Here is a 25,617-nt window from a genome sequence, read left to right on the forward strand (position 1 = left end):
AGGAAAAAGCTCTCGGTCTGCGGCAACAGAACAAGAGCCCTCTAAAAATTTAAAATTTTAACACCTACATGATACCATGGGTAGTGACTTTTTGCGCTTTTTTTAGCTTGTGTTTTCATATAAAAAGAGCTGGAAAAATTCCCTGCTCTTACTCATTTTATTCTAAAATAATACTTCTTACTATAGTACCTTGTACTTCGATGGTCACCGTATCGCCAACTTCCATGAATGGGAGCTGATTGTTCAAGCTTACTTGGGCAATGTAAATCATTTCTTCATTGTTATCCAAAGTAAAGTAGTACGTTGTTTCTCCTCCAACTACTACATCTTGAATTAATGTGACTTCACCGGAAACTTGTTCCAATTCACCCTCTTGCTGTTCCTCTTCCGGTTCCATTACTTGTCCACCATTATAAGCGGACCATGCAATTGAAAGGGTCTCACCGATTCCGACACGTTGATAATTCATGGCATCCACAAAGGCATACAACTTAATCAAACCTGCCGAATCTTTCAAGGATAACTGATAAACAGGTTTTCCATTCATATTGAATAACAACGGGAATGTACTTTGATATTCTTTTTCTTGTACGGAACCTTCTGCACTTTCCATTGCACTCCACTCTGTTGCAGTACTAATGTTGTAGCGTTTTGATTCTTTCGTACGAGAGTTTACCAATACAAAACCAATGTTCGACTCATCAGAAGCAACCGAGGTAAGTCCTGTATACAAATACAAATCATTATCAATCACGATATAGTTGTAGCCTTCCGCATGTTGAACAACGCCACGCTTCGTTACTAAGCTATTCCAATATCCATTTTGATATTGCCCATTGTAATTGATCTGATCCATCACCATTTCTGCCGGGAAGACACGATCCACCCATTCAGGAATATCAGCTAGGTCATACTTTGTAATTTCACCTGTAGTTGCATCAACTACGAATGCTCCAACGACATCTTTTGGTCCTAGGAAGCTGAGTCGTCTCTTAATAATAGGTGCAACGTAGTGAGGAACGCCCGCATCATTAATTTCAAAGGCAGGTGTTTCAAACAAGGTCGTCGGGTAACTCAAGAAAATATGACGTGTAATATCATCATTCAAGAATCCAGAATGAGAGTAGCGAATGGTTTCTTCTAAATCAACCAAGTCTGCTTCTCCTGACACCATATCAACGGTAACATAATGTGGGATTCCTTCCTTACGGTTGGTAAACCAACGCCATACATTTACGTACTCTAACGGCGATACTCGTAACGACTGGTCATTGTAGGCAATCTGCGTGTACTCGTTCGCCACATTAAATTGGGATACTAAGTCTAGTACCTCTCCAATTTTACGGCTACCAAGACGTTCTGCCATGTCACGGTCAATCGTTGGAATTTCACTCGGATTCGTTACTTCTAAATCCTCAACAAAGTTTCCTTCTTCATGGGTAATCAAATTCGCATAAGATTCAGACCGGAAGATTGGCATTCCTAATACGATCGCTACAAGAAGTGCAACAACACCGATTCCAGCGGCAAGCCCATTCACTCGAATGACATTCCAGTTTTTTCGTGGAGCTAAGGCGTACGATATAAACGCACTGACTCCTAGGTAAACAAATACATTCATCCAAAACTCAAGTGATTGGAAATTTAACGGCGTTAATGAGAAATACCAGTAAATCATTAATCCAATCAAGGGAACCCCATAAGAGATGGCAATATTTTTCCATCCTTTAATCATTCATACATCTCCTCTTCATTTACTAACTTTATTATACCATTATTTTGCACAAAAAAATCCTGAGCCTATGAAAACTCAGGATTTATTTCATTAAGATAAAAGACTTGGTTCAGCTACTTCTACGGACTCTTCTTCCACAATACCTATACGTGATTTTAATTGATCGACAATCACAGCGACAGCGTTGTCTCCAGATACGTTGCAGGCGGTCCCGAAGCTATCTTGCGTCAAGTAAAGGGCAATCATTAAACTTGCTAGAGGTCCATCTGTCGCAATGCCAATCATTGGCAAGAATGGCAAGGCACTCATTACGGCCCCACCTGGCGCTCCAGGGGCAGCCACCATACTGATTCCTAGAATTAACAGGAATGGAAGGATTTTATCAAAACCGAAATCGATATTATTCATCATCAGAATGGCAGTTGAGAAAGCAGTTAAAGAAATCATACTTCCAGATAGGTGAATCGTCGCACACAAGGGAACTACAAACTCACGAATACTTTTCGATACACCATTCGTTTTCGCAACCTCTACGTTTACTGGAATCGTAGTCGCAGAAGATTGCGTTCCTGCTGCTGTCAGCCACGCTGGGATTTGATTCTTCAGCCATTGGATTGGATTCTTTTTCGCAACCGCTCCGGCAACTCCGTATTGGAATAGAAGGACTAAGAAATGCATTGCGAAAATAATCAAGTAAACGCGCCAGAAAATACTTAACACGCGCCACACTTCACCTGTGTAACTCATGACTGAGAAAGTCGCAGCGATATAAAATGGTAATAATGGAATAATTGTTTTTGCCAAAACCAGGTGGATAATCTCTTGGAATCCAGCAAAGAAATCCGCCATCATTGTCCCCGTTTTTACCGTTTTCTCTTCACCACGTAATGCAGAAATTCCAAGTCCCATGATAAAGGCGAACACCAACGCTGAAGTTACATCGGCTAGAGGCAGTAGTGGTATCGTAAAGTATGGCGTCAAGGCTGCTGCCCCGCCTTCACTCACCATTGCTGCTGATTCTTCATAAATGAACGTTGGGAATACCAAACGGGAAACAACGTAGGAAAATGTACCTGATATAATCGTAAATCCATACGCAATTGCCATCGTTAGACCGAGCAATTTTCCAGCGCCAGTCTTTAATTCACTAATTCCTGCTGTAACAAATGCAATAATCATTAAAGGAATGATAAATGAAATGTAAGCTGAGAGGAAGGAACTGAAGGTCACGAACACTCGAATGACACTTTCAGAGACAAAGGTGCCTAAAATAATACCAACTGCAATACCCATTAAAAGTTTCGGCACTAAGCCAATCTTTCCCTTTAACATATGACCCCTCCAAAAAATTAAAATAAGATTAGAATATGCGTACTATCATAATGAGATTTCTAATCTTTGTCAATCTAATTTTGAAAAAGGGCTGGATCTTTCATTTCTGGGATAGCACCAGCCGCCACTTCCCATATATAAAGACTGGCGGTCGTTCCATAAGGAGAGTATCGTTTGCGACACGCTTCGAAGAAAGCCTTCGTAATTTTCTCCTGTTGATAGGCCATTCTCATTCCACGCTGGATACCTAAATCATCATAAGACAAGACATTTGGACGTTCCATTGAAAAAAGGAGCAGCATTTCTGCCGTCCATTTTCCGATTCCCTTCAAAGAAGAGAGCGTCATGATTACATCTTCATCTTCCCTGTAAGCTAACCTGTCTAAATCGACTCGCCCTTCCGCAATATCGGAGGCTGTTGATTGGATATAGGCAACTTTTCGAAAGGAGAGCCCGCACTTTTGAATTTCTTCAGCAGAATGGGCAAGAACATGCTCCGGCGTAACTTCACCAACTAATTCTTCAAAACGCCCCCATACGGTTCTGGCAGCTTTCATAGAAACTTGTTGTCCAACAATTTGCCGTAACAATGCTGGAAACAGTTCTCCTCGACCTGGTCGTTCAATCGGACCAATTTGTTCCATTATATTTTTCAAAACGGGATCTCGTTCGCTTAAATAAGTAATTGCCGCTTCATCTGTTTTGACTACGTTCATGAAAAACACTCCTTTTATACGACCAAGTCTACTATATTTTATTCAATTCCATCTTTTTTGATGATGTTTTGTTGAGGCAAGGTATTTCGTTCCCAAAAGACCCCATCTGTATATCCTTGGATGCCTTTATCGGCAGTAGCCATTTCCAAACGTTTCTCTGCCCAGACACAATACAAAGGATTTTGTTCAATCCCTACATAGTTTCGGTCCAATTTCTTAGCGACCACGCTCGTCGTACCAGATCCTAAAAACGGATCGAATACCACATCTCCTGGATTCGAACTCGCTAAAATTAAGCGGGCGATTAACTTCTCTGATTTTTGAGTTGGGTGAGCAGTATTTTCCGGCATAGACCAGAACGGAATGGTCACATCATCCCAGAAATTAGAGGGATGTGTATTACGATAATTTCCTTTTTCTGTTTCCTGCCAGTCCTTTGGCTTGCCGTTCTCTTTATATGGAGCAATCACTTTTTTGCGAACTTTTACAGCATCTACATTGAAAGTATACTGATCCGACTTCGTACAGTACCAAATGTCTTCCATCCCATTTTTCCAGTTTGACTTGGCACCACGACCTTTTTCCCTTTGCCAAGTAATCCGATTTCTCACATTTATTTTTTCCATTAAGACTTGACCAATAATCAGGCTCGTTTCCCAATCGCAACACACATAGAGAGAACCATTCGGCTTCAGAAGTGGAAGCACCAAATCGAGCCATTTTACTGTATAAATGTAGTAATCTTCTTGTTTTATTTTGGAAAATTTCTTGCCATGATAGGTTTTCGTCAAGTTATAAGGTGGATCAACGATAATCAAGTCCATGCTTTCTTTCGGAAGCAGCGGTAACATTTCAAAAGTATCTCCTACCAACGTTTTATTGCAGACTTCTTCCATACTCGCTTCTTTCGTCAAAGAAACCACACGTTCTAAATAGTGCGACCCTTCTTCCAAATCGATATCGATTGTTTTGTTTCTCGGTGACTTTTTCTTCATTCTTATTCATTCCTGCCTTTTACATGTTGTTGAATCACAAGCATGAATTCATCGCCATAGGTCGTTCGTTTACTTTCCCCTACCCCATGCACTTCAAGGAACTCTTCATCTGTTTTGGGCAGCCTTACTGCCATATCGATCAAGGAGCGATCGGTAAAGACGACAAAAGGAGGCTTGCCTATTTCTTGTGCTTTTTTTGTCCGCAATTCACGTAACTTTTCAAAGAGACTCACGTCATATTCTGTTTCCGTAACGGTTTGTTTTTCGATAAGTTTTTGCGGTTTCTCACGAATTTTCCGAACCATGGACAAAATTTCCTTGCCGGTTAGTACGTGCGGAGAAGTGGTGGTAAACGTCAGGATCGGATACTTATCACCCGACAGGGCCAAATGCCCTTCGCTAATCAGAAAGGAAATAATATCCTTAATGAGGTATTCTTCCGTATCTGCCATGATTCCATAAGTCGAGAGTTTATCAAACTGGAACTGACGAATCCGTTCGTTCTTTTTACCCCGCAATACATCAGTTACCATTCCTGTACCAAATCGTTGGTTCATCCGGTAAATACAAGACAAGATTTTCTGGCTGGCAACTGTTACGTCGATAATCTCTGTTTCACCATCACAGTTCGAACAGTGTTCGCATTCTTGGAATGTCGGCGTTTCATCAAAGTACCTCAGAATATAACTGCGCAAGCATTTCCCTGTCTTACAGTAGGAAGTAATTTGTGTAAGTTTTTCTTTCGCATTCGGCTGATTTCCTTGTTCGATTAAAAAGGTATTCGTAATAATATCTTGACTGGAATACAAGAGGACGGCCTGAGAAGGCGCCCCATCTCTTCCAGCACGCCCCGCCTCTTGGTAGTAACTCTCCATATCAAGCGGCATATTATAGTGGATTACCTTACGTACGTTTGATTTGTCAATTCCCATCCCAAACGCATTCGTCGCTACCATAATGGTTTTCCGATCATAGATAAAGTCTTCCTGATTTTGGTTGCGGTCTTCTGGTGCAATACCGGCATGATAATAGGTAGCCGGCAGCCCTTTTTTAACCAAGCTGTGATAGACCGCCTCGACATTTTTCCGCGTATTGCAGTAGATAATCGTTGACCCTTCTTTTTCAATATAGCGGAATAATTCTTGGCTCTTTTTCTTCGTTTCAATAACGGAGAAATATAAATTCGGCCGGTCGAAACTCGCCACATACGTATAAGGTTGTTGAAGCTTCAATTGACGAATAATATCTTCTTTGACACGAGTAGTAGCCGTTGCGGTAAAAGCCGCAAATGGCACATCCAATCGAATCAGGTCTTTTAGTTGCGGAATATTTTGGTAACTTGGACGAAAATCTTGTCCCCACTGGGAAATACAGTGTGCTTCATCCACAGCCACTAAATTAATATTCATTTGTTGGATGGTATTAAGAAAGTATTCGCTCTCCAGACGCTCCGGTGCGATATACAATAAATCGTAATAGCCAAACATCGCCTTATCCATAGTAGCGCGGTACGTAGCCATGTCCATTTGACTATTGATATAGCCCGCTCGCACTCCCATCGTTAGTAATGTATCTACTTGATCCTTCATCAAGGAAATAAGCGGAGAAATCACTAAACTAGTCCCTTCCATACAAATCGCCGGAATTTGATAACACAGTGATTTCCCGCCGCCAGTCGGCATAATTCCTAACACATCTTGTCCGTTCATGATGGCTTCAATGATTCTCTCTTGCCCCGGTCGGAAAGAATCATAGCCGTAATATTGTTTCAGTACTTCATCTATCTTCTTCATGCCATTCCTCGATTCCACATAATCTCCTCTACTAGTATACCTGAAAAAGCCACTTATTTTTCTAAAAGTAGAAAATAAGTGGCTTTATTTTAGTGTCGATTCAATCTATTCCCCGATAATATTTTGTGGATTCCCTTTAAGAAAAGCAACGGTGTTTTCAAAAGCTATTTTCGCTCGCAGTACCATCGCTTCATCTGTTAAGAAGCCAACATGTGGAGCCAACACCGTATTCTTCGCTTGAAGCAAAGGATAGTCCGCTGGAATCGGCGGTTCCATATCAAATACATCAATCCCTGCTCCAGCAATTTTGTCTTCATTCAAGAGTGCTGCTAGTGCGTCGTTCTCAACAATTGGTCCGCGTGCGCAATTGATAAGGATGGCAGAAGGTTTCATTTTTGCCAACATGTCATGGGAAATAATTCCTTTGGTAGATTCATTCAGTGGCAAGTGAACCGAAATAATATCACTTTCTGCCATTAATTGTTCGAGCGACACATATGTTAGGCCTAATTCCTTAGCTTCTTCGTGTTCTGAACGATTATATCCGATTATTTTTGCGCCAAAGGCTTTGAAAAGTTTTGCAGTCAAGGTACCAATTTTCCCGGTACCGATAATGCCGACCGTCTTCCCTTTTATTTCTCTGCCTTGAAAGGGTCCAGCGAATTGTTCTGCCTGGCGAATATCTTCATCCCCTTGTGTAATTCCGCGGTATAGATCCAGGGTTAAGCCTAAGACCAGTTCTGCCACAGCTTGATTTGAATATCCTGCAGCATTCGCAATCTTGATGCCTTTGTTTTTGGCTGCTTCGCCGTCCACATGGTCCACCCCAGTGAAAGCCACATTGATTAATTTTAATTGGTCTTGCGCTTCAATAACTTCTGCTGGATATGGGTTATTCGCAATCATCACGATATCCGCACCCTGACTACGCTCCTTTAATTCAGCTGGATCCGTAGTTTTTTCTGAATAGTAAACAAATTCATGTCCCATTTCTTTAATGGGCTGCGCTAATTCTTCAATCATTTCTTCTGGAACACGCAATGGTTCAAGTAATTTAATAAGCAACGATTCCATCCTCCTCATCAATTTTCCTTCTTTCTATTGTCTAGGAGTTTGCGAATTTTTGCAAGAGCTTCGCTAAAACAGACTCACTTTAATGCGCCATCGTCATCCAGAAGTTATAGGCATCGCGGTCTATTTGCGTAACCGGAAGTGTTTCTAAATCTTTCACTTTTCCATATGGTCTTACATAATAGCCACTTCCAACAGCCATTCCTGCTTCAATAGACATGTGGGTTAGTAAGAAAAGATTCTCCCCTTCGCAGTAGATTGCGTACCCTTGATTTGGACGAATCAAAACTAATTCTTCCAGTGGGATTTTATAACCTTCTGCCGCGAAATGTTGGTGATACGTTGTTGTTTCTTCTTTGAAGTATTTCAATAAAGTCGCCCTCTTTTTTTATCTTTAGAATTATTAAAAATCCTTACTCCGGAAAGAAAATTTCTTCAATATATAACCCGAAGTATTTTCCTATCTTAAAGGCAAGTTGAATAGAAGGATTATAACGACCATTTTCCAGCGAACTGATCGTCTGCCTTGATACTTCAAGAATCTGAGCTAATTCATCCTGCGTGATTCCCTTTTCCTTACGCAACTCTTCGATTCGATTCTTCATTACATTCTCTTCCTCACTACCGAAAAAATTACAAAGTACAAGCCAATTCCAAATAGGATTACCATACGAAAAGCTTGCAAAACTTCTTCAGAAAAAACGTTCTGGAAAACTACTACTACAATCCCACCGCTCACGAATAACCCAAGAAGAGTATACCAACTAGCTAGATTGCGAATTTGGTAGAAGCGCTCATCTACTTCATTTTGCTGAAGCTTCTTCGCTTGAGATGTCAGAACCTTTTCTGTATAGAAGTGATAACCTACGATAAAACTAATAAGGAAAGCAAATAAAAAAATAAGCGTAGCTAGACCTGTAGAGTTGGGGAAAAATAATTCTGCTAAGATACTTGAGACAAAATAAGATAGTAATCCCAAAAACGAAATTCTCCAGTGACTTTTTGTCATTTTGACCACTCCTTGTAAAGTTTGCTTTACATTATTGTAGTGGAAGGTCAATTAGATGTCAAGTGAACTTTACAATCGGACAAGTGAGCTAGATTTTTTATCTTCACTTGTCCGAACTTGTCTCATTTCGGACAAGTGGATCTGTTTTTGACTACTCACTTGTCCGAATCGAAGCAGTTTTGGACAAGTGAGCTGAATTTTTGATAAAAAAAACCCAGAAACCTTGTTACGTAAGGTTTCTGGATCTACATTCTATTCCCACTCCAAGTTTGCAGGTGACGTCAAAACATTGTTATATCAATGTTTGTCATGCCTTAATTTTATTTTGGCGGAAATTCTGGCGGAACTTATTTTTTTACTGCTTGATTACCATTAAATTCTACACCTGATTTTTCTGCGGTTCGTATTTTAATGTTGCCTGTCATCTCTTCCGCAATCAGTTCATCCACTCCAGACCACATATGAGAATAATGCTTTAACGTAATTTCCGGGCTAGAATGTCCCATACGCTTTGATAAAATCAAAACAGATACGTTGAATTCATTAATGAGATAAGATGCATGCGAATGTCGAAGCCCTTTAGCTTGAATACGATGAACATTTGCAAGTTTTGCGTAACGTTGAATGACTCTAGCAAGCGTTGATTTAATCATTGGCGCTCCGTCATAACTAAAAACAAAATCATCAATCCCTATTTTTGATTGTCGTTGTTTCCATGTTTGCAACACTCGTATCGTGTCCTCATCTAAAGAGATGATTCGTTTTCCATCTTCTGTTTTTGTATAGTTTTTTCGTGTCCAATTGCTTTTATTGCGTAAATACAAGGAATGATGAACACGAAGCCGCTTGTTTTGAAAATCGACATCATCCCACCACAAAGCCGTTCCTTCACTAACTCGTATGCCTGTCAAGAAATACGTCCACAACATCACAAAACATAAGTGTTCATAAAAATCATCTAGACAAATAGTAGAAATAACCTTCTCAAATTCTGTTTTTGTCCAGTAAGGAACAACCGCTTTTCCTTTAGGAATAGCTTTCACCTTTTTAGATACGTTTACTTCTAAATATTGCATATCAACTGCCATATCCAGACTTTTTCGAAACATACCAAATACCAAACTTGCATATGCTTGGGAATATCCCGCTCCTTTATCGGAAAGGAGCCAGGTTCGATACTGTTGGACATCTTCTACCGCTAAAGAACGAAGCTCAATGGTTGAAAAGCGGTCTCTCATAGTTTCTAGCGTTCTTTCCCGAACATAAAAAGTACTTTCTTCTACTTCTGTTTCATATGCGGGAATATACACGGTATCCATGTACTGACCATAAGTCATATGGTAATTTCCATAACCATTTGCTTGATGGTATTCATTTTTCACGCGTACTAATTCTTTATAAGCTTGTGTGGCTGTAGTAAACTTCTTTCCTTGTTGATTCGATCTTGCTTTTTTTCTTATTCGTTTTCCAGTAACACGATCGTTACCCAACTCTGTCTCATAATAAAATTGGCCAGCGCTATCTATATAAACGCCAGCATATTTCGTTTTAGTCATAATCTGTTGCCTCCAACTCTAGTTCACAACCTAGAATTGTTTCAACAGTTTCTCTCGGAACTTGTCCTAAACGTTTGTTATTATAAAATGGATACCCTTGTTGTATCATAATTTCTTTTGATTGTCTAATAATTCTAATAGCTGTATATTTAGGAAAACCTAATTTTATTAAGTCATCTTTAGTAACTAGCTGTTGCATGCTACTCACCTTCTTTCTCGTTATCAATTTAATGCAAGATTAGACGGTCTGAAAAAACCCACAGGAATTTCACCTCTACTCATACTCGGAGTAGCTACCCAATACCGTGAAGTGTTCAAGGTAGGCGTATCATTATAGCAACATGTAAATCAAGGCTACTTCACTTTCCAAAGTTGAAGTTTGCAAATCAAATAAGAATCGCTCGTCAATTAAAAAAGTCCTGGCGTATTTGTTTACACAGCTCCTTACATGTTGAATGTATCTAATCATGCTATTCAATTTTCAAAGAACATTAAATTATCAAACTATAGATCTAACTATTAAAAAGGAAAAAATATTATTGCTTAACTTCAAAGGCCAGAATCTTTGTAATCAGTCTGGTTTCCATTCTTCCTCTCAGAGCTTCATCAACAACCATACTTTGATTGCCGTATTCATCTCTCAATAGCCGAAGGGAACGTTTTGCAATATATCCCTTATAATGTTTTAGAATATGGTTAATTGCTTCTGTATCACCATCTGTAGCCTTAACAATAAAGGGAAAGGAAACCATTGGATAAGTATTTTTCACTTTTCTAACCCCTCCATAATTTTTTTAATTAAAACTAGTCCACTAGTTCTGTGTCTGTAAACGGTAGAACGATTCAATTCTAATCGCTCTGCAATTTCTGAATCGCTCATGTTCATGAAGTAGTACATCAATAAAATTTCACGTTTCTTGTCTGGCAAATCACGCAATGCTTCACTCAACAAATCATGTTCTATACCAACGGTTACTCCATTGAGGGTATAAATTTGAAAGTCAGTCGTATGGTTATCCATTATAAAAAATTGGCTAACGATATAATCACCTACATCGGAAAATGAAACCTCATTTTTGGAAAGTCTAGAAAGATATTTGTAATAATCCTTTCGTTCATCTTCCATGGCACGTTTGCAAATATAATCAAATTGATTTTCTATCGTAGTTTGAAAAGTAGATGGTTTCATGATTTCTCACCCCCTTTCTTGGTGTAAAGGGAAATGAGATTGTATCTCTGTTTCCCTTCACACTTAGTCCCGATAGGAAAGGGGGATTTGTTGCATAAACAGATAAAAAACTTTTTAAATAAATGATTTAGTAACGAAAAAAGCACGTAAACAGATTGATTTGTCTGTTTACGTGCTTTATTTGTTCGTTCTATACGATCTATAAAACCACATTGATGGCTATAACTATCTACTGTAGAAGTATAGATTTTTTTGATAATAATCTCGATAATGAGAGTTGATTACAGATAGCATATTTCATGACGACCTGACCTCCTACAAGCCGTCATTTCTAACTTAATTATTGTTTTTGAATACATAAAAACAACGGCTCTTGAACCGTCGTTTGAAAGTAATTGTTAATTTACTGCATGAAAGGATACTACCAAACTACGGTTTTTTTTTATAACCTTTTGGTAGTATTATTTTTATGGTAAGTCTCTTAACAGGAACTCATAGACCATATAATACGTTTTTATATACCTGTTTCTAATTAGATAGGAACAGTAAAATGTATAGAGGTGGTTTACTATGCGTAAAAAAGAAGACAAATATGATTTCACAGTCTTTGGTCTTAAGATAAAAGAAGCTCGTATGAAACAAGGTTTAACCCGCGAGCAAGTGGGAGCGAAAATTGAAATTGACCCACGCTATCTAACAAATATCGAAAACAAAGGGCAACACCCGAGCATACAAGTTCTTTATGACCTTGTATCATTGCTTCATGTGTCTGTTGATGAATTTTTCCTACCTGCTAACGATCTAGTAAAAAGCACTAGACGTATACAGGTAGAAAAGCTAATGGATGACTTTGCAGATAAAGAGCTAATACTTATGGAATCACTAGCATATGGTATCAAAAAATCAAAATCCATAAAAAATGAATGACTAAAGGTACAAAAAGAGCCGATAAGATGAGATTAATCATTCTCAAATTATCGGCTCTGCGTCTTTGCGTCTGGCTCTTCGATTATTGATAAGTCCAATGACTTAACACTTACTAAAGTTTCTTGTTTACATTTGGGACAATAAATAGGCAAGTTTTTGAGTACCGTGTCTTCACGAATTTTCAATCTTGTTTTACCACCACATAAAGGGCAGAAAATCCAATGAGCTTCTTTCATAGATATACCCTCCATAAATTTATTTTAGTTTGAAATAGATTTTAAGTATACTAGTAAATCACACTTGGACAATGGTTCAGTATGTCCTAAAATGCAGTACTGGCAGTCTATGCTTTCAATCAGATTTATTAATTTCCTTAACTTATCCATATCCATATAACCATCATTAAAAAAATCCTCGCTAGTTGAATCACCTAAAAACAGTACTTTTTCTTCTGGAATATATATTAAAACTGTATCTTCTGAATGAGGTGCTTCTGCATGAAAAATTTGTGCCGTCGTCCCACCAAGATTAAGAGTAATTTTTTTTTCAAATTGAACGTCAGATTGAGTAATAACGATTTTTCTGTCATTTACATATTCTCTATTTAAATACTTGTTATTCTTTTTCATAGATTTTATATAGGAATTATCTGATAGTTTATTTTTCTCTTTTTCTAAAAATTCATTGGTTTTATGATGTGCAATAGATATACCATTAATGTGGTGCATTCCAAAAGTATGGTCCCAGTGCCAATGAGTAATAATTGTAACATCTGGTTTTTTTAGCCCCTCTACTTCTAAAGCTTGATAAAATTCATCCACATGTGCAGCTGAATTTCCAGCATCAATAGCAAGTGCAATTTTATCTCCTTTTATATATGCCAAGAGCGGACGGTCAGTTTCGGGATGATGTGGTATATAAAATATTCTATTAGTCAACTTTTTTATTTCCATTTGTTGTCCCACCCTTCGGGTAATAAATCTTGTAATAAAACTTCTCTTAATTCAGGTAGTATGATTTTAGTCTCCATGTTTTGATCATCTATTTGTGAAATAAACTCTCTACATCTTCCACATGGCGGCAAAATACTTCCATCTTCATATACCGCAACTATTTTTTCAATCACAGTTTCATTATTCTTCACCATTTCAGCAATAGCTGATTGCTCCGCACAAAGACCAATAGAGCAAGGTAAATCAATACATATACCTGTAAAAACATTACCATTAATGGTTTCTAATGCACAGGAAACATGGCCTGCAATTCCAAATTGTTTCAGTTTCTTGTGACTTATATAATTATTAGCAACTTGATAGAGTTCTTGTTTATTCATAATTTGTATCCTTTCCTAATACCATATAAAAAAAGTTCAGTAGTCTGATTTATAAATTCTTCATGCTTCATTTTTTTTGAATCAGTAACAAGAAGACTATATAGCAAAGGATCCAAAGCAGATAGAATTTGATGACTTAAAAAGTCCAATGAGAAATCTTCTTTGATAAGTCCTTCATTTACTCCTAGAATGAGAACATTGCTAAATTCTTGTATAATATCATTTTGAATACGTTCCATATCTTTTTGATTCTTTTCTTGAAATAAAACAGCCACATCAGAAAAACTTAGCAATAGAAATTGATGATAGTCACTTTCCATTGATTTTTGAATAACTTTTTTAAATTTTTCAATAAAATCAGTATCTTCTGTAACTATTTCACTTAAACTATCACGTAGTTTTTGAAGTTTAGGAAATGTAATTATAAATAATAAATCTTCTTTTGAAGAAAAATGATTGTAAAGAGTACCTTTTGCAATTTCTAATTCATCGGATATATCGCTCATTTTAAAATGATGATATCCTTTTTGTTTTATCAGTCTTTCCGCTGTTTCAATGATGTTTCTATTTCTTGTTTTAAACTTTTTTTCTTTAGACATACCACTAACCCCCCCTTTTTTTGACTACGAAGTCAAATTTGACTACATAGTCATTTTATCTATTTTATTTAATAAAGTCAAATTTATTTAATCATTTAGAGTATACCCTGAATAATTCATACTTTTTATAAACTACCAAATTTTATAATTATCTGTTTAGTTTTATGCTCAATGGCTCTTTTTCTCAAAAATATTTTTCTAAAGGGTTTAATTTATTTTTGCTAACTGATTAAGTTCAAGAAAGACCTCATTTTGGGCGCACTCATCCTATCGGATGGTTAACGAATTTTTTTGAATGGCGCAATAAACGCAACTAACACTGCAGTACCTGAATGTTTTGTAGAATCCGATAAAATAGCTTTTGGTAAACATGGTAACTACTTAATTTCAAGTATTGTCTTCTTCCGGAATGAACTATCTTTCCAGCAATTTTAAAGAGAAATAAGCGAATAGTAGAAACCTGATACCCTTTCGTTTCATTGGTAAAACACAATGTTCGCATGAAGTTCACGATATTGTAAGCCAATAGGCTTACGATCATACGAGCATGATTTTCTATAAAACGTGGGCTATCTGTTTTATCCAAGTAAAAGCCGTTTTTTGCTTCCTTAATGTAATTTTCCATCGTTCCTCTTTTTGAATACGTTTGGAAAACCAGTTCTGGAGAGACGTCTTTTGAAAAATTAGTAATGATGAATTCATGTCTAAAAAGCAATTCACTAGCTTCTCTGGTTGATTTTATGCAGATCCTTCTGGATTTTCCCCACGACTTTGCTTGATAAGTGGCGTTATAGTAATGAACTTCTTTCTTACTCCAATCGTGATGATCCTTAATGGTAACGAATTGCTTAGCGATTCTGTACAGATTACGATTGGATTTCAAACGGATAGTATACAAACTATCGTACTCTTCACAAAGTTCATACAAATCAGGCATTGCGAATCCACTATCTGCACGTACCATAATAGTGCTTACTGGTGTCACAGAGTGATAATGCTCAAATAATGGACGAGTAAATGCTGCGACGCCTTTTGAGGTGTAGACATTTCCAGAACGAAGTTCTGCTTTAAGAAAGTCTCCGGTAAGACCATCAAAGGCAACGAGTGGATGATAACCGGTTGTCTGGTAATGCGCATTATAATCGGTCATTTCTTGGTTTCCAAAGGTATCACTGTGAGTAGAATCTAAATCGAAAATCATTTCGTTCGTATTTCGAATCGTACGTGCTTTATCAATCAAAATCTGGTTAACCTTTTGTAGCTGGACGATATTTTCTGTTGACATCCGATCCCAAAAGCGAGAAATGGATGACTGTGAAGCCAACCGCTTTTTGCTTAAAACAGCTTGAAAGATAGGATCCGTTGCTAATATATTGGCTGAAGAATCTGTAGGGTAGCCTGCAATCAACTGCAAGATGATTTGTTCCAGAATAGATTCATTTTCATGAACATGATACAGTCGGTCATCTTGAATCTGGATGTTTTTACATAAGATTTGGCTAAACTCAAATTTGTTCATGAATTCTTTTGCTAATATTAAGCCGGAATCTGAGGACAAATTTCCACCAGAGTGAGATACTGTAACATTTGAATTGAAAAGTAGACGATTTTCGTGTAAAGTTGCCATTGAGAGAACCCCTTTCTTTGGTTAGGTTCAGTCACTTTAACCATAGCAGATTGGGGTTCTTTTTGTACACCCAAAGGGTGCGAATAAACGAAACAAAATAGACTGTTATAACAAGGTTTTTGAAGCGTTTTTGAAAAACTATGAATTATTCAGGTATACAATTATATGAAAAATATACTGATATGCACTACTCGTTATTTAATAATTTTCCAGTTATCTCCATTCTTTTCTAGCACTAAATCAAATTGTGATACTTGCGTTGCCTTGGTCTGCTGGTCGAGATATTTTACAGCCAATGATACTGTTATTTGATTATCCTTTCGATTGTAAATAGGATTTACTAATTTTTGAAAGACATATTCTTTTCCGATTGGCTTCAAAATCCCATCACTTACATAATAAGAAAGTTCTTTTGCAGTGGCTGTAGGATAGAGCTTAAAAAATGTTATTAAAAATTCATTGATTTCATTGGTTGTTATAGAATCAATTGAACTATTACTTTCTTTTATTTTGGGTGTGTAGTCTGATTTTTCAGGTATACTGGTAATGGTTGGATTCTTAATAAGAACCATATTTCCATAATCCTCTACATAAACGGTTACCTCATAAGCAGATTGGACATTCTTTTTATCCTCTCCCTCCGTAATTAACTGGTCTACACTGTAGATCACATTAAACTGGTTTTTGCCATCTGATTCTACACTCCATATCTGCAACCCTCTTAAAGATGACGATACAGGAATATCCTTACGAACTGTATCAATATTCAGAGCTTGAAGTTCATCTGTTAGATAATCTTTTAATTTATCCATTCGATTATCAATCGACTTGTCGGATTGTTCCCATGAATAATAAACTTTCGCAAAGTCCTCAACAAAATTCTCTACACTGTGAGTATCGACATATTCCTTTTCTATGATTTTCGTTTCATGAATAGTATGGGTATCAATAGCCGAAAAGTGTTTGAATGTCGCAAAGCTAAAACTCACTCCTAAGAGCATCCATAAGGCAATTACAGTCTTTTTACGAGGATTGATCTTATGGACACGAGGTTTCTTTTCCTTTGGTACCTTTTCTTTATTCTTATTTTTTCTAAATATCATATTGAATCATCCTTTCTTATTCCTTGATTCGTCCTGCTCCAACTAAATGCTGTTGCCAGTAAGAGCTAGTTAGGTCGGCATAACCGATAGGATCACCTGCGTGAAACATTTGATTATTGCCTAAATAAATACCTATATGAGTAATATAGGTGCCAGCGTTATAAGTGGAATGAAAGAAAATTAAATCCCCTGCTTCTGCTTCTGACAATGGGATATGTTGGGTCACATCATATTGCTCTTGTGCAGTTCGTGGTAAATTGATTCCAGCCTTACGATAGCTCCATTGGGTTAATCCACTACAATCAAAGGAAGTCGTGGGAGAAGCACCTCCATAAACATATTTCCATCCCTCATATTTAAAGGCTTCATCCATAATCGCTTGTACTGAATCATCATCAAATTGAGTAGTGACAAGATATTGAGATACCAATTGAACATAAAACATATTCCCATAGTTGTATCGCCAACCACCATTAATTGGAATGGCAATCGGATTTGGGTAGGACACTTTTTCGCCATTAGAATATTGATTAGCAAAACTTTCAGCTAGTTTAAGAGTGTACTTATTGCCACGATTATCAACGTAACCAAGAAATCCACCACCATAGTTATAAGATTGAATGACGGCGTTTAAATCACTGCCATTTTTCTCTGCCGTTTGAAGCAAGGATGCAAAATATTTGACGCCTTGCTTAATAGAATCTTCTGTACCTAAAGTATTGGGTGGAAATCCAAGGGATTCAGAAGATTGCATCACATCCTCATCTGTGCCACCAGACTCCACCTGTATAATCGCAAGTAGCACATGAACATATTCTTCAACTCCATATTCTTTAGCATATTTCTCTACCACAGGTTTATGAGCCACCACTTCGTCGGAAACATTAATACCGCCAGATTGAATATCTGAAAATCCACTATCTTGTTCATCTGAAAAGAGAATAGCAACAAAGAGAAGTAAAGAGAAAACCGTGAGGAATATCCCAGCACCGCCAATAATTAAATATTTTGGTTTCATGATTTCTCACCATTCCTTTTAATAGGAGTGGTTTTTGGAATAGTTTTATTTCTTATATTTTTTACTGGTTTTTGTTGGATAATTGGCATATTTTTTCTTGTGACTGGACGTCGTATCGTTTTTACTGTTGGACTTGAGACAGTAGATCTATGAATAGGTCGTTTTGTTGGTATATTATTTTGACCCTCTGTTTTCGGGTTCGAAGAATTCACTTTACTTGTTGGACGGTCTGGCTCCTCCTCTTGTGTTTTGGTTTTGTTAATCAGTGGAGTGGTAGTTCTAGTAGCTGCTTGCTTATAAGAGTTTTCTTGTCGAGCAGTAGGACGCTCATGGAATTGTTCCTGTCGTCTATTACGTTTCTCATAGATTTCCTGTCTGGTAGTAGGTCTTGCATGATTAGTAGAAACAGATTGTTTTTTCTGTTTAGCTTGTTCCATTTTGGTTCGACGTTCTGCAATCGTTGTACGTCTTTGCGCCTGCTGTTCCTTCCGCCTCATGGCTTCTTCTGATTTTGTTTGAGAGATATTAGTTGTCAAGTCACGGACATTATCCGACACTTTTGATCTTCCTTGATATACGGTGTATTTTGCATTGGTTGGTAAATCTTTGACTTGTTCTTTTAAGTTTCCAGCACTATCTTTGATTCTGTCTTTGGTATCCGCTATAGCCCCAATCTTTTGACCTGCACGTTTTCCAAGGGACGATTTTTCTTGTTTGTCTGGTCGTGAGTGATCTGCTTGTGTTCTCGCAGAACTTCCCGAACCCGACTGTCCTTTTCCTGTAGCACTAGCAATGGCAGTACCAGCGCCTAAAGCAGTCATAGAACGACCAACCTTTCGTTGTAATCGGTGCATATGCGCGTGCATGAGCATACGAGGTTTTCTCATGATACGACTACCAACACTTTGAGAATCATTACTTTGTAGAGAGAACATACTCATTAAATCGCCCAGCTTAAAGTAGATTCCTGCAAAGGTCACAATCTGTAGAAAGGCAATCAAGAAAAATGGATAGCCTTCAGATAAGGTATAAAGCATGGTAGAAATACTAAAAGCAGTGGTAATAATCAATGTAATTCCCGCTCTCGTTAAAATGGTATTAAACAGCTTTGTGATAGCTCGTTTTGATATTCCATCAAAAGAGGGAATCATACTTAGAATAAAACTTACGGGTAAAAACATGGCATAGATGATAAAAAGCACTTGTGAAAAAATCATGATTCCTGCTAGCAAGAATACAAAAATGGAAATACCAATATTGAAGATAAAGAGAAAGAAAACAGTACCTAGTCGGTTGATGGTCTTTGTAATGGTAAGATTCGCATTATCTCTATCTTCAATTTCTTCTTTGACAATTGTTTCTCTATCTTCGCCATTATTAGTATCGGGGCTAACCGAGAGTAAATTTTCCACTCGTTCTACACCAATACTTTCAATATCAGAATTATCATATTGAAGCAAGAGCCAAGGTTGTTGTACCTGTATAGAAAACAGACTATCTCTAATTAAGTCCACACTATCTTTCCCTTGACTGTCGGAATGGGGCATAACAATTTTTGTACCAAGAGAAAGACTGGCATTGCTAATATCGGATGAAAAGTCATTAATTTTGTTAATGTAGTCGGGAGCATAGGCAATAAAGGAAGCGGATAGTACAAAGACCATGACAAAATTTACAATGGCATGGATTGCCTTTGTAGTTTCCCTTTTTATTAATCCTGTATAGGCAACATAAATCCCAAGAACCAGGATTAAAATTAAGAGAAATCCAATATAAAATCCTTCTGATGATAAACCTCCGGATGTCACGCCAGCTAAGGTCTGCATATTTTTACCGACAGAATCGGCAGTAGATGAAATAAAATCAAGGGAATAGGCTTCTTGTACTAAATAACCAGTAGCATTGGAAAGGTAAAGACTAATTGTCCAGATAAAGTTAGTAATAGCATATAGACCATACATGACCTGTTTTCCAATGCCGTCCGACCAGTTCCAAGGTAGCCACCCCCAGCTATTGTCTACATAGAAATCTAATTGATAGTTCCCTAGTGGATATTTGCTATACGCATTGGCAGTATTTATCGTATCATCCACTAAACCTGTGGCATGGGCTACTGTACCCAATGTTGCTAAAAGCAAAATGACAGTTACAAGGATTAAAAAACCTGTACCTGTCATTTTTAAAATTTGTTTGAGATTCCATTTTTCTTTTAATTTAGTTATTCCCATAGATGGTTTCATTTTTACACCTCTTTTCTAATAGGAGGTCTTGTGTCAAAGGCGTGAAGCAGTTCCTCAAAAACAGGATGGAACTGTATCACACCGACACGTCCATATAAATCACTAATTAAGCATTGACCATTTTCTAAATCTCGAAGTCGTTTCTGATTATTTTCGTCCTCTGGATCAACGCCAAAAAAGGCAAGGGTCTTTTTAATTTCGTTGAGATCAGTGGAGCGAAAGGCAAATTTTAGTCCTAAATTATTTTTCAGTTTTTCATCCAATAAGTCATCTGTATTTTGAGTTACAAAATAAACTCCTGCATTCATAGCACGTCCAGCTCTTACTAATTTCATAGACAAGGTTTTACCTTGTGCTACTTGTAAGAAACTCCATGCTTCATCAAGGTCAACAATTTTAAAGATACTACGGTCTGTATGAATAAAATCAAGGGCAAAGGTAGAAATGACAATAAGCATGGCTACGGAAAGTAATTCCATTGTGGTGTATTCCTCAAAAGAAGTTTCCTTGTCTGGTAGCACTAAATCAGCTACTTGTATAATATTTAACTGTTTTTCAAGACTAATGGATTGTTCAACTTCTCCATAACTGAATAACAGATGAGCAAAATCATAGTCTGTAAAACTTTCAATATGGTCGGCTATGCTATTACTCATGGTTGTATTTTCAACTCGTAATTCTTCAATCACTTTCATTAAACCACGTTCTTCACTATTGGTTACTGCACGAATAGCTTTTCTAAGAACAGGGAAACGCTGTCCATCACGGGAAGAAATTCCTGTTAGAAATGTAAGAATATCAATTGCCAGTGATTCGGAATCCTTTGGATTTTTCATAATGACATAAGGGTCGAGCAAGCCTTTATTTTTTTCATCAGAGGTTAGATTAACAATATTGATCTCATGAGCGATTTCTGGCAATGTTTCTTTCCATTTGCCACGTTCTGCCTTTGGGTCTACAATGACTGCCTGTGCTCCATAGAGAACAGAGTAATAAACAATCATATTATTAGAGAAGGATTTTCCGCCACCTAATGAACCAACAAAAGCAGCAGAGAGAGCATTGGTTACAGAACCTTTCACTCCTTGACTGGCAAGAGCAGGTTTCAGATAAATATTTCTGCCTGTATCTAAACTATAGCCAACATAGATTCCCTCATTTTCACCTAGCATTTGAGTAGCTCCAAAACCTAAACCAGCGAGAAAATCAGAAGTTACATATTGGATATAGTCATTCATATATCTTTTGCTTGCAGGTAAAAATTCTTCATGTAAACCGAGCATATCTCCAAAAGGACGAACCAGTTTTACACTTAAATCGTCATAAAAATCACATACCTCATTACAACGGCGTTTTAATTCGTCAAGGTCATTGGCTGAAACACGTACTACATAAGAGAGCTTATACATGGATTCCTTGCTTTGGTCTAAATTAGATTCCAATTCATTTACACTTTCCAAGGCTTCTGCCACATTAGAACTGGTTTCGTTATCGCTTTGCCATGCATGATTATCTAAGTCTTTTAATTCTTTTTTCTTGTTTCTTACGGTACTTAGAGCTTTACGATTTGCTATAATTTCTACATTCATTGAGGTATCTATCGGGAATGTAAATTGTTGTTGCTGGTAATAAAAAATTTCAGATGATGGGAAGTCTAATTCGCCAACAATACTGTTAATAGTAAAGTAAGCCACATAGATGGCCTCATTTTCCTGTTCAATCTTTAAATGTCTTTGTTTTTCTTCCAGTAGACAACGGGTCGGTTTAATCAAGTCATAATATTTAACAAGAGTTTCCTTATTCCGTTTTTTCTTTGAAAGATGGTATTCATAATCTTCATAAGTTGTTCCTGTTTGTCCGTATAGGTGTTCAATCAGATAACCAAAATCATCTTTTTCCAGCCTGCGGATTTTGAAGCGACGAGAGATTTTATTCTCCAGTAATTTTTCCATCTTCTGAAAACGCCAGATTTCATCATTGCTCATACTGACAAAATCCCCCATAAGTTTATGATTCACATCATGAAAGAAATCAGCAAAAGCCATTTTTGCTTCTTTACCTAGATTTTTCATAGAAAAATCTTCATCATTCAAAAGTAACTTAAAACCAATAAAGAATCGGTAGTCTACTTGATGTTCACCAATCATGGAAACAAGAGCCTCCGTTTGCTGGTCGATTTTTTCATAAGCCATTGATTTAAGTTTTCCTGTAATTTCTTCTTTGGAGCGTTCTTGTGTAGCTCTTATACTCGATTCTGTACTGATTTGTAAGGCATGGATTTTTCCGTCACGGTTTTGTGCAATTAACTGCCTAAAAGAATCGTGAACTAGATATTTTTGTTCTGGACTTAGAAAAGAATAGTTATAGGGAATCAGCTCATAATAAGCAAAACATTCCCCGTCTTTATTCCAGACTAAATTATTTTCAATGTATTTAATCGGATACGTCATAGATTTCACTCCTAACGATTGTAATGGCTTCTGTTGGTTGGGATTTTTTCAACTTAATTGATTTTCCAGCATAGGTCAGTTTTGGACGCGTCAGATAGGCAATCACAGCTTTTAAAAATCCATATGGTTTTTTCCCATCAAAGGTTTTCTGGCTCATAAACCATGTGAGAACTACAGGAATACCAAAATATTTTAGAAATACTCCCTCTATCAGTGAAAGTGGTGGCAAGTTTCCAAGTAACATCACCGCAAAGAGTGATACTACAAACCAAGTCATTTGTGTAAAAGAAATGGGGAAAGGTAAACGAAAATCATTGATAGAATAGAGCACCTTTTCTACCGACCAGATACTGGTATAGCTTCGTATTTTCTTCATGTAATCAATCCTTTCACAAAAAACAGGGTAGCTCGTTTCAGCTACCCATAAAATAAAAAATCTATCAGACATTTCTCTACTGATAGATTTAATATAAGATTTCAAATATCCCGTGACTAGTAGAAATGAATGTTCCCTCGATTTCTAAATCACGACCATAAGATTCATAATCAATATAGTTCTGTAGGTTAGCAGGAACTTCTCCTAAATCTCCTGTTTCTTCAATATAGTAGCGTGCAACATCTGCCATATCATCACAATCTGAATGACAAATAATATCTTCTTGATGTTCATTGAGTTCTTCAATGCTTCCAAAATGAGATTGCAGGTTGGATAGTTCTGCGCGTATTTCATCTGGTAATCCCTCAACGATCGTCCACAGGCGATTTAATTCGCCAATAGACGTATATTCGTCAACTTCAAAGGGTAATTCATAATCGTGAATAGCATATTCTTCGTATTCATCATTTAACCCAATACGTTCCTTTACTTCCTCAAAATCAATAGGAAGTTTAAACCATGCCCCTACTAATTCCCCCTCATTATATTTTCCTAAATTGGCAATGTAGACTTGCATATCATCCATAAAATTCACATTCTTTCTTTAAAATTTGCATAAAAAAAGCACTAGATTAATTTATCTAATGCTTTTTTATTTAACAATACGAATGTTTTTACTATTATTCTTTTTCAATCTCATTAACTATTGCATTGAATGCAAAAGTATCCTGTATTAAATTTCTAATCTGTCTAACATTTGAACAATATATAAAACTATCAAAAAGTCTTTCTCTAACATCAGGAGATAGGGTCATCTCATATTGTTTTGAAGATTCAACAAGGATTTTTTGACCGATTTTATTTTTTTCTTCACTAGTTAACTCTTTAAAATGTATAATTTTATCGAATCTATAAAATATAGGACTTCCTAGGTTTTCTTCAATTTCTTCAAGACTTAGGTAATTCGATGTACAGATTATTATTGATTTTTTTAACTCTAAATAATAGTTTTGATCCTCGTATATTCCTTCATCAAATAGTTGATAAAAAGCACTATGAAATGAGGGATGGGCTTTATCAAATTCGTCTAGTAATAATACATTTGATTCTCTATCTAATAAATCTTTAGCAAAACTCTTTTCATAATGTGCACCACCAAAAAGATAATTAGCAAACTGACTATTTTGATACATAGAAAATTGTTTTCTAAATAATGGTTCACCAATAATCTCTGAAATGAATTTTGCAGTTTCGGTCTTACCGATTCCAGACATTCCATATAATAGTATAACTATTGGTTTTTTACGATTAGATAAGGTAACAGGAAACAATGCTTGTAGTAATTTATCTTTTGCACTTTTTTGACCAATAATTCTGTCATCGTATTTTGAATTGATTTCTTTTAAATCATCTATATCCAAATTAATATATTCTTGATTATACACTTCTGTTTCTGGAAATAACCGCTTAATTTGATCACTAATTTGTAATGGAGGATTATGCAGATATAATCTATCATAATCAAATTTACTTAAAAAATTATTAAAGTTAATGATCACATGTTCTCTAACGCCAGCGTATTCATCTGAACCTACAACTATATTTTCTATCCTAATCTTTTCTGGTTCACTCTTTGGTTGGGGTTGATCAGATATCTGAATAACCATATTTTTTGAATCTCTGTCATTCTCATATACTAATTCAGTTAGTGTTTTATATTGAGTTGGAATTGATTTATTAAATTCTACTCTTGAACCATAAAATATCACTATATCACTCACTAATAACACCACCCAACACTACATCGTATACATCTAGTAAATCATTTTTATCTTCATTTTTTTCCCCAGTAACTATTTCAGTAACGTCAATTTCACTTTTTTTCTTTTCGAATTTAAACTCATTTTCCATTGATAGTTGATTCATTGTGCAAGTTCCTACTTTAATTCCATAGTAAGTAAGATTCATTTTTGATAAGTCTGCTAACGTATAACTATTTTTAAAAGCGTTAATATTAAATCTTAAAACTGTTTTAGGAACAGGTTCGCTTCCTAAAAGCATTTGATAATATCCTCTATCCCCAAGTATAGCTTTATTAAGTTCAGTTAAATCAATGGGTATTTCTTCTTTAGGTACCACATTTAAATATGAACTATACATTTTATAAATGGTTATGGATTCTTCTGGAGCATATACATCTTCAGATTTAAAGATATGAATGTTTTTATCCTTTACAGCTAGTGACAGATAATCAGTTAATAAAGTGTTTGATATTGTTGATTCCATTATTTTAGCCATTTTAGAATCATAACCTGTATTAACACTACCTGAAATAGTTGCCTTAAAAGTAGAAAAAAAGTTGAATCCAGTTTTTGCTTGAGCATCTATTTCCGCCACAAGCTTAGCTAACCTTTCTTTATTTTCATTTGTTGACCAATCAATTTTCCCACCATTTTTAATGGTTACAAAATCATTAGCCGCTACTTCATCAAAGTAAATTATTTTTAAAAACTTTGAATTTTTTGAGTTTTTAGTCATTCATCAATCC

27 protein-coding genes are annotated in these 25,617 nt (G+C 36.5%); 1 reads left to right on the forward strand and 26 read right to left on the reverse strand.

All coding sequences use genetic code 11. From position 1 onward, the window contains the following. Positions 1-157 precede the first annotated feature (157 nt). The 13 genes from PVE40_RS05585 to PVE40_RS05645 all read right to left on the reverse strand — a co-directional run bounded on the left by PVE40_RS05585 (position 158) and on the right by PVE40_RS05645 (position 11,396). Positions 158-1,735 carry a hypothetical protein gene (locus PVE40_RS05585; protein WP_274730904.1) on the reverse strand — a complete coding sequence of 526 codons (1,578 nt, stop codon included), beginning with the start codon at positions 1,733-1,735 and terminating at the stop codon, positions 158-160. Positions 1,736-1,825: 90 nt separating this feature from the next. After that, positions 1,826-3,067: a dicarboxylate/amino acid:cation symporter gene (locus PVE40_RS05590; protein WP_274730905.1), complete on the reverse strand. Its 1,242-nt coding sequence runs from the start codon at positions 3,065-3,067 to the stop codon at positions 1,826-1,828. 74 nt (positions 3,068-3,141) lie between these two features. Next, a complete protein-coding gene (locus PVE40_RS05595) occupies positions 3,142-3,783 on the reverse strand; it encodes a DNA-3-methyladenine glycosylase family protein (RefSeq protein ID WP_274730906.1) in 642 nt (213 codons plus the stop codon). A 38-nt stretch (positions 3,784-3,821) separates the two neighbouring features. Further along, positions 3,822-4,778, reverse strand: coding sequence for a DNA-methyltransferase (locus PVE40_RS05600; protein WP_274730907.1), 957 nt, complete (start codon positions 4,776-4,778; stop codon positions 3,822-3,824). Positions 4,779-4,780: 2 nt separating this feature from the next. Further along, positions 4,781-6,571 carry a DNA helicase RecQ gene (gene recQ, locus PVE40_RS05605; RefSeq protein ID WP_274730908.1) on the reverse strand — a complete coding sequence of 597 codons (1,791 nt, stop codon included), beginning with the start codon at positions 6,569-6,571 and terminating at the stop codon, positions 4,781-4,783. Between the two features lie 105 nt (positions 6,572-6,676). Beyond that, positions 6,677-7,636, reverse strand: coding sequence for a 2-hydroxyacid dehydrogenase (locus tag PVE40_RS05610; protein ID WP_274730909.1), 960 nt, complete (start codon positions 7,634-7,636; stop codon positions 6,677-6,679). A gap of 88 nt (positions 7,637-7,724) precedes the next feature. Further along, positions 7,725-8,012, reverse strand: a complete 288-nt coding sequence (locus tag PVE40_RS05615; RefSeq protein WP_274730910.1) for a hypothetical protein — start codon at positions 8,010-8,012, stop codon at positions 7,725-7,727. A gap of 43 nt (positions 8,013-8,055) precedes the next feature. Then, complete coding sequence (locus PVE40_RS05620) at positions 8,056-8,247, reverse strand: helix-turn-helix transcriptional regulator (protein WP_274730911.1); 192 nt, start codon at positions 8,245-8,247, stop codon at positions 8,056-8,058. Beyond that, positions 8,247-8,651, reverse strand: a complete 405-nt coding sequence (locus PVE40_RS05625) for a hypothetical protein (protein WP_274730912.1) — start codon at positions 8,649-8,651, stop codon at positions 8,247-8,249. The genes PVE40_RS05620 and PVE40_RS05625 overlap by 1 nt, the downstream gene beginning before the upstream one ends. Before the next feature lie 347 nt (positions 8,652-8,998). After that, positions 8,999-10,207, reverse strand: coding sequence for a tyrosine-type recombinase/integrase (locus PVE40_RS05630; protein WP_274730913.1), 1,209 nt, complete (start codon positions 10,205-10,207; stop codon positions 8,999-9,001). After that, positions 10,200-10,406, reverse strand: a complete 207-nt coding sequence (locus PVE40_RS05635) for a DUF3173 domain-containing protein (protein ID WP_274730914.1) — start codon at positions 10,404-10,406, stop codon at positions 10,200-10,202. Before PVE40_RS05635 ends, PVE40_RS05630 begins: the two co-directional genes overlap by 8 nt. A gap of 337 nt (positions 10,407-10,743) precedes the next feature. Further along, the gene (locus PVE40_RS05640; RefSeq protein WP_274730915.1) at positions 10,744-10,977 is read right to left on the reverse strand and encodes a helix-turn-helix domain-containing protein; all 234 of its coding nucleotides are present in this window, start codon (positions 10,975-10,977) and stop codon (positions 10,744-10,746) included. Then, positions 10,974-11,396 carry an RNA polymerase sigma factor gene (locus PVE40_RS05645; protein WP_174104169.1) on the reverse strand — a complete coding sequence of 141 codons (423 nt, stop codon included), beginning with the start codon at positions 11,394-11,396 and terminating at the stop codon, positions 10,974-10,976. The genes PVE40_RS05640 and PVE40_RS05645 overlap by 4 nt, the downstream gene beginning before the upstream one ends. Positions 11,397-11,966: 570 nt before the next feature. Between PVE40_RS05645 and PVE40_RS05650 the strand changes: the two genes are divergently transcribed. After that, positions 11,967-12,323 (forward strand): helix-turn-helix domain-containing protein, encoded by a 357-nt coding sequence (locus tag PVE40_RS05650; RefSeq protein WP_274730916.1) that lies wholly within the window; start codon positions 11,967-11,969, stop codon positions 12,321-12,323. Between the two features lie 47 nt (positions 12,324-12,370). On the opposite strand, the gene PVE40_RS05655 is transcribed toward PVE40_RS05650, so the two are convergent. The 13 genes from PVE40_RS05655 to PVE40_RS05715 form a co-directional block, all read right to left on the reverse strand. Beyond that, a complete protein-coding gene (locus tag PVE40_RS05655) occupies positions 12,371-12,559 on the reverse strand; it encodes a cysteine-rich KTR domain-containing protein (protein ID WP_274730917.1) in 189 nt (62 codons plus the stop codon). 24 nt (positions 12,560-12,583) lie between these two features. After that, positions 12,584-13,276, reverse strand: a complete 693-nt coding sequence (locus PVE40_RS05660) for an MBL fold metallo-hydrolase (RefSeq protein WP_274730918.1) — start codon at positions 13,274-13,276, stop codon at positions 12,584-12,586. Then, positions 13,267-13,656 carry a cytidine deaminase family protein gene (locus PVE40_RS05665; RefSeq protein WP_274730919.1) on the reverse strand — a complete coding sequence of 130 codons (390 nt, stop codon included), beginning with the start codon at positions 13,654-13,656 and terminating at the stop codon, positions 13,267-13,269. Before PVE40_RS05665 ends, PVE40_RS05660 begins: the two co-directional genes overlap by 10 nt. After that, positions 13,653-14,255 (reverse strand): TetR/AcrR family transcriptional regulator, encoded by a 603-nt coding sequence (locus tag PVE40_RS05670; RefSeq protein ID WP_274730920.1) that lies wholly within the window; start codon positions 14,253-14,255, stop codon positions 13,653-13,655. The genes PVE40_RS05665 and PVE40_RS05670 overlap by 4 nt, the downstream gene beginning before the upstream one ends. Before the next feature lie 313 nt (positions 14,256-14,568). Next, complete coding sequence (locus tag PVE40_RS05675; protein WP_274730921.1) at positions 14,569-15,882, reverse strand: IS1380 family transposase; 1,314 nt, start codon at positions 15,880-15,882, stop codon at positions 14,569-14,571. 194 nt (positions 15,883-16,076) lie between these two features. Beyond that, complete coding sequence (locus tag PVE40_RS05680; protein ID WP_274730922.1) at positions 16,077-16,985, reverse strand: conjugal transfer protein; 909 nt, start codon at positions 16,983-16,985, stop codon at positions 16,077-16,079. Between the two features lie 16 nt (positions 16,986-17,001). Further along, positions 17,002-18,003 carry a bifunctional lytic transglycosylase/C40 family peptidase gene (locus PVE40_RS05685; RefSeq protein WP_274730923.1) on the reverse strand — a complete coding sequence of 334 codons (1,002 nt, stop codon included), beginning with the start codon at positions 18,001-18,003 and terminating at the stop codon, positions 17,002-17,004. Further along, a complete protein-coding gene (locus PVE40_RS05690; RefSeq protein ID WP_420828514.1) occupies positions 18,000-20,231 on the reverse strand; it encodes a CD3337/EF1877 family mobilome membrane protein in 2,232 nt (743 codons plus the stop codon). Before PVE40_RS05690 ends, PVE40_RS05685 begins: the two co-directional genes overlap by 4 nt. A gap of 14 nt (positions 20,232-20,245) precedes the next feature. Then, positions 20,246-22,693: a conjugal transfer ATPase TcpF gene (gene tcpF / locus PVE40_RS05695; protein WP_274730925.1), complete on the reverse strand. Its 2,448-nt coding sequence runs from the start codon at positions 22,691-22,693 to the stop codon at positions 20,246-20,248. Next, the gene (locus PVE40_RS05700) at positions 22,677-23,069 is read right to left on the reverse strand and encodes a conjugal transfer protein (RefSeq protein ID WP_274730926.1); all 393 of its coding nucleotides are present in this window, start codon (positions 23,067-23,069) and stop codon (positions 22,677-22,679) included. The genes tcpF and PVE40_RS05700 overlap by 17 nt, the downstream gene beginning before the upstream one ends. Positions 23,070-23,157: 88 nt before the next feature. Further along, complete coding sequence (locus PVE40_RS05705) at positions 23,158-23,655, reverse strand: antirestriction protein ArdA (protein ID WP_274730927.1); 498 nt, start codon at positions 23,653-23,655, stop codon at positions 23,158-23,160. 94 nt (positions 23,656-23,749) lie between these two features. Next, positions 23,750-24,850 carry an AAA family ATPase gene (locus tag PVE40_RS05710; protein WP_202545733.1) on the reverse strand — a complete coding sequence of 367 codons (1,101 nt, stop codon included), beginning with the start codon at positions 24,848-24,850 and terminating at the stop codon, positions 23,750-23,752. Continuing rightward, positions 24,843-25,607, reverse strand: a complete 765-nt coding sequence (locus tag PVE40_RS05715) for a DUF6414 family protein (protein ID WP_274730928.1) — start codon at positions 25,605-25,607, stop codon at positions 24,843-24,845. The genes PVE40_RS05710 and PVE40_RS05715 overlap by 8 nt, the downstream gene beginning before the upstream one ends. Between the last annotated feature and the right edge of the window lie 10 nt (positions 25,608-25,617).

This window comes from Jeotgalibaca caeni (assembly GCF_028863945.1).
GTDB classification, from domain to species: Bacteria; Bacillota; Bacilli; order Lactobacillales; family Aerococcaceae; genus Jeotgalibaca; species Jeotgalibaca caeni.

Bases quoted from the DNA above. Each gene is read 5' to 3' on its own strand.
- PVE40_RS05585 (WP_274730904.1), bottom strand. From the start codon at position 1,735: ATGATTAAAGGATGGAAAAATATTGCCATCTCTTATGGGGTTCCCTTG.
- PVE40_RS05590 (WP_274730905.1), bottom strand. From the start codon at position 3,067: ATGTTAAAGGGAAAGATTGGCTTAGTGCCGAAACTTTTAATGGGTATT.
- PVE40_RS05595 (WP_274730906.1), bottom strand. From the start codon at position 3,783: ATGAACGTAGTCAAAACAGATGAAGCGGCAATTACTTATTTAAGCGAA.
- PVE40_RS05600 (WP_274730907.1), bottom strand. From the start codon at position 4,778: ATGAAGAAAAAGTCACCGAGAAACAAAACAATCGATATCGATTTGGAA.
- recQ (WP_274730908.1), bottom strand. From the start codon at position 6,571: ATGAAGAAGATAGATGAAGTACTGAAACAATATTACGGCTATGATTCT.
- PVE40_RS05620 (WP_274730911.1), bottom strand. From the start codon at position 8,247: ATGAAGAATCGAATCGAAGAGTTGCGTAAGGAAAAGGGAATCACGCAG.
- PVE40_RS05625 (WP_274730912.1), bottom strand. From the start codon at position 8,651: ATGACAAAAAGTCACTGGAGAATTTCGTTTTTGGGATTACTATCTTAT.
- PVE40_RS05630 (WP_274730913.1), bottom strand. From the start codon at position 10,207: ATGACTAAAACGAAATATGCTGGCGTTTATATAGATAGCGCTGGCCAA.
- PVE40_RS05635 (WP_274730914.1), bottom strand. From the start codon at position 10,406: ATGCAACAGCTAGTTACTAAAGATGACTTAATAAAATTAGGTTTTCCT.
- PVE40_RS05645 (WP_174104169.1), bottom strand. From the start codon at position 11,396: ATGAAACCATCTACTTTTCAAACTACGATAGAAAATCAATTTGATTAT.
- PVE40_RS05650 (WP_274730916.1), top strand. From the start codon at position 11,967: ATGCGTAAAAAAGAAGACAAATATGATTTCACAGTCTTTGGTCTTAAG.
- PVE40_RS05655 (WP_274730917.1), bottom strand. From the start codon at position 12,559: ATGAAAGAAGCTCATTGGATTTTCTGCCCTTTATGTGGTGGTAAAACA.
- PVE40_RS05660 (WP_274730918.1), bottom strand. From the start codon at position 13,276: ATGGAAATAAAAAAGTTGACTAATAGAATATTTTATATACCACATCAT.
- PVE40_RS05665 (WP_274730919.1), bottom strand. From the start codon at position 13,656: ATGAATAAACAAGAACTCTATCAAGTTGCTAATAATTATATAAGTCAC.
- PVE40_RS05670 (WP_274730920.1), bottom strand. From the start codon at position 14,255: ATGTCTAAAGAAAAAAAGTTTAAAACAAGAAATAGAAACATCATTGAA.
- PVE40_RS05675 (WP_274730921.1), bottom strand. From the start codon at position 15,882: ATGGCAACTTTACACGAAAATCGTCTACTTTTCAATTCAAATGTTACA.
- PVE40_RS05680 (WP_274730922.1), bottom strand. From the start codon at position 16,985: ATGATATTTAGAAAAAATAAGAATAAAGAAAAGGTACCAAAGGAAAAG.
- PVE40_RS05685 (WP_274730923.1), bottom strand. From the start codon at position 18,003: ATGAAACCAAAATATTTAATTATTGGCGGTGCTGGGATATTCCTCACG.
- PVE40_RS05690 (WP_420828514.1), bottom strand. From the start codon at position 20,231: ATGGGAATAACTAAATTAAAAGAAAAATGGAATCTCAAACAAATTTTA.
- tcpF (WP_274730925.1), bottom strand. From the start codon at position 22,693: ATGACGTATCCGATTAAATACATTGAAAATAATTTAGTCTGGAATAAA.
- PVE40_RS05700 (WP_274730926.1), bottom strand. From the start codon at position 23,069: ATGAAGAAAATACGAAGCTATACCAGTATCTGGTCGGTAGAAAAGGTG.
- PVE40_RS05705 (WP_274730927.1), bottom strand. From the start codon at position 23,655: ATGGATGATATGCAAGTCTACATTGCCAATTTAGGAAAATATAATGAG.
- PVE40_RS05715 (WP_274730928.1), bottom strand. From the start codon at position 25,607: ATGACTAAAAACTCAAAAAATTCAAAGTTTTTAAAAATAATTTACTTT.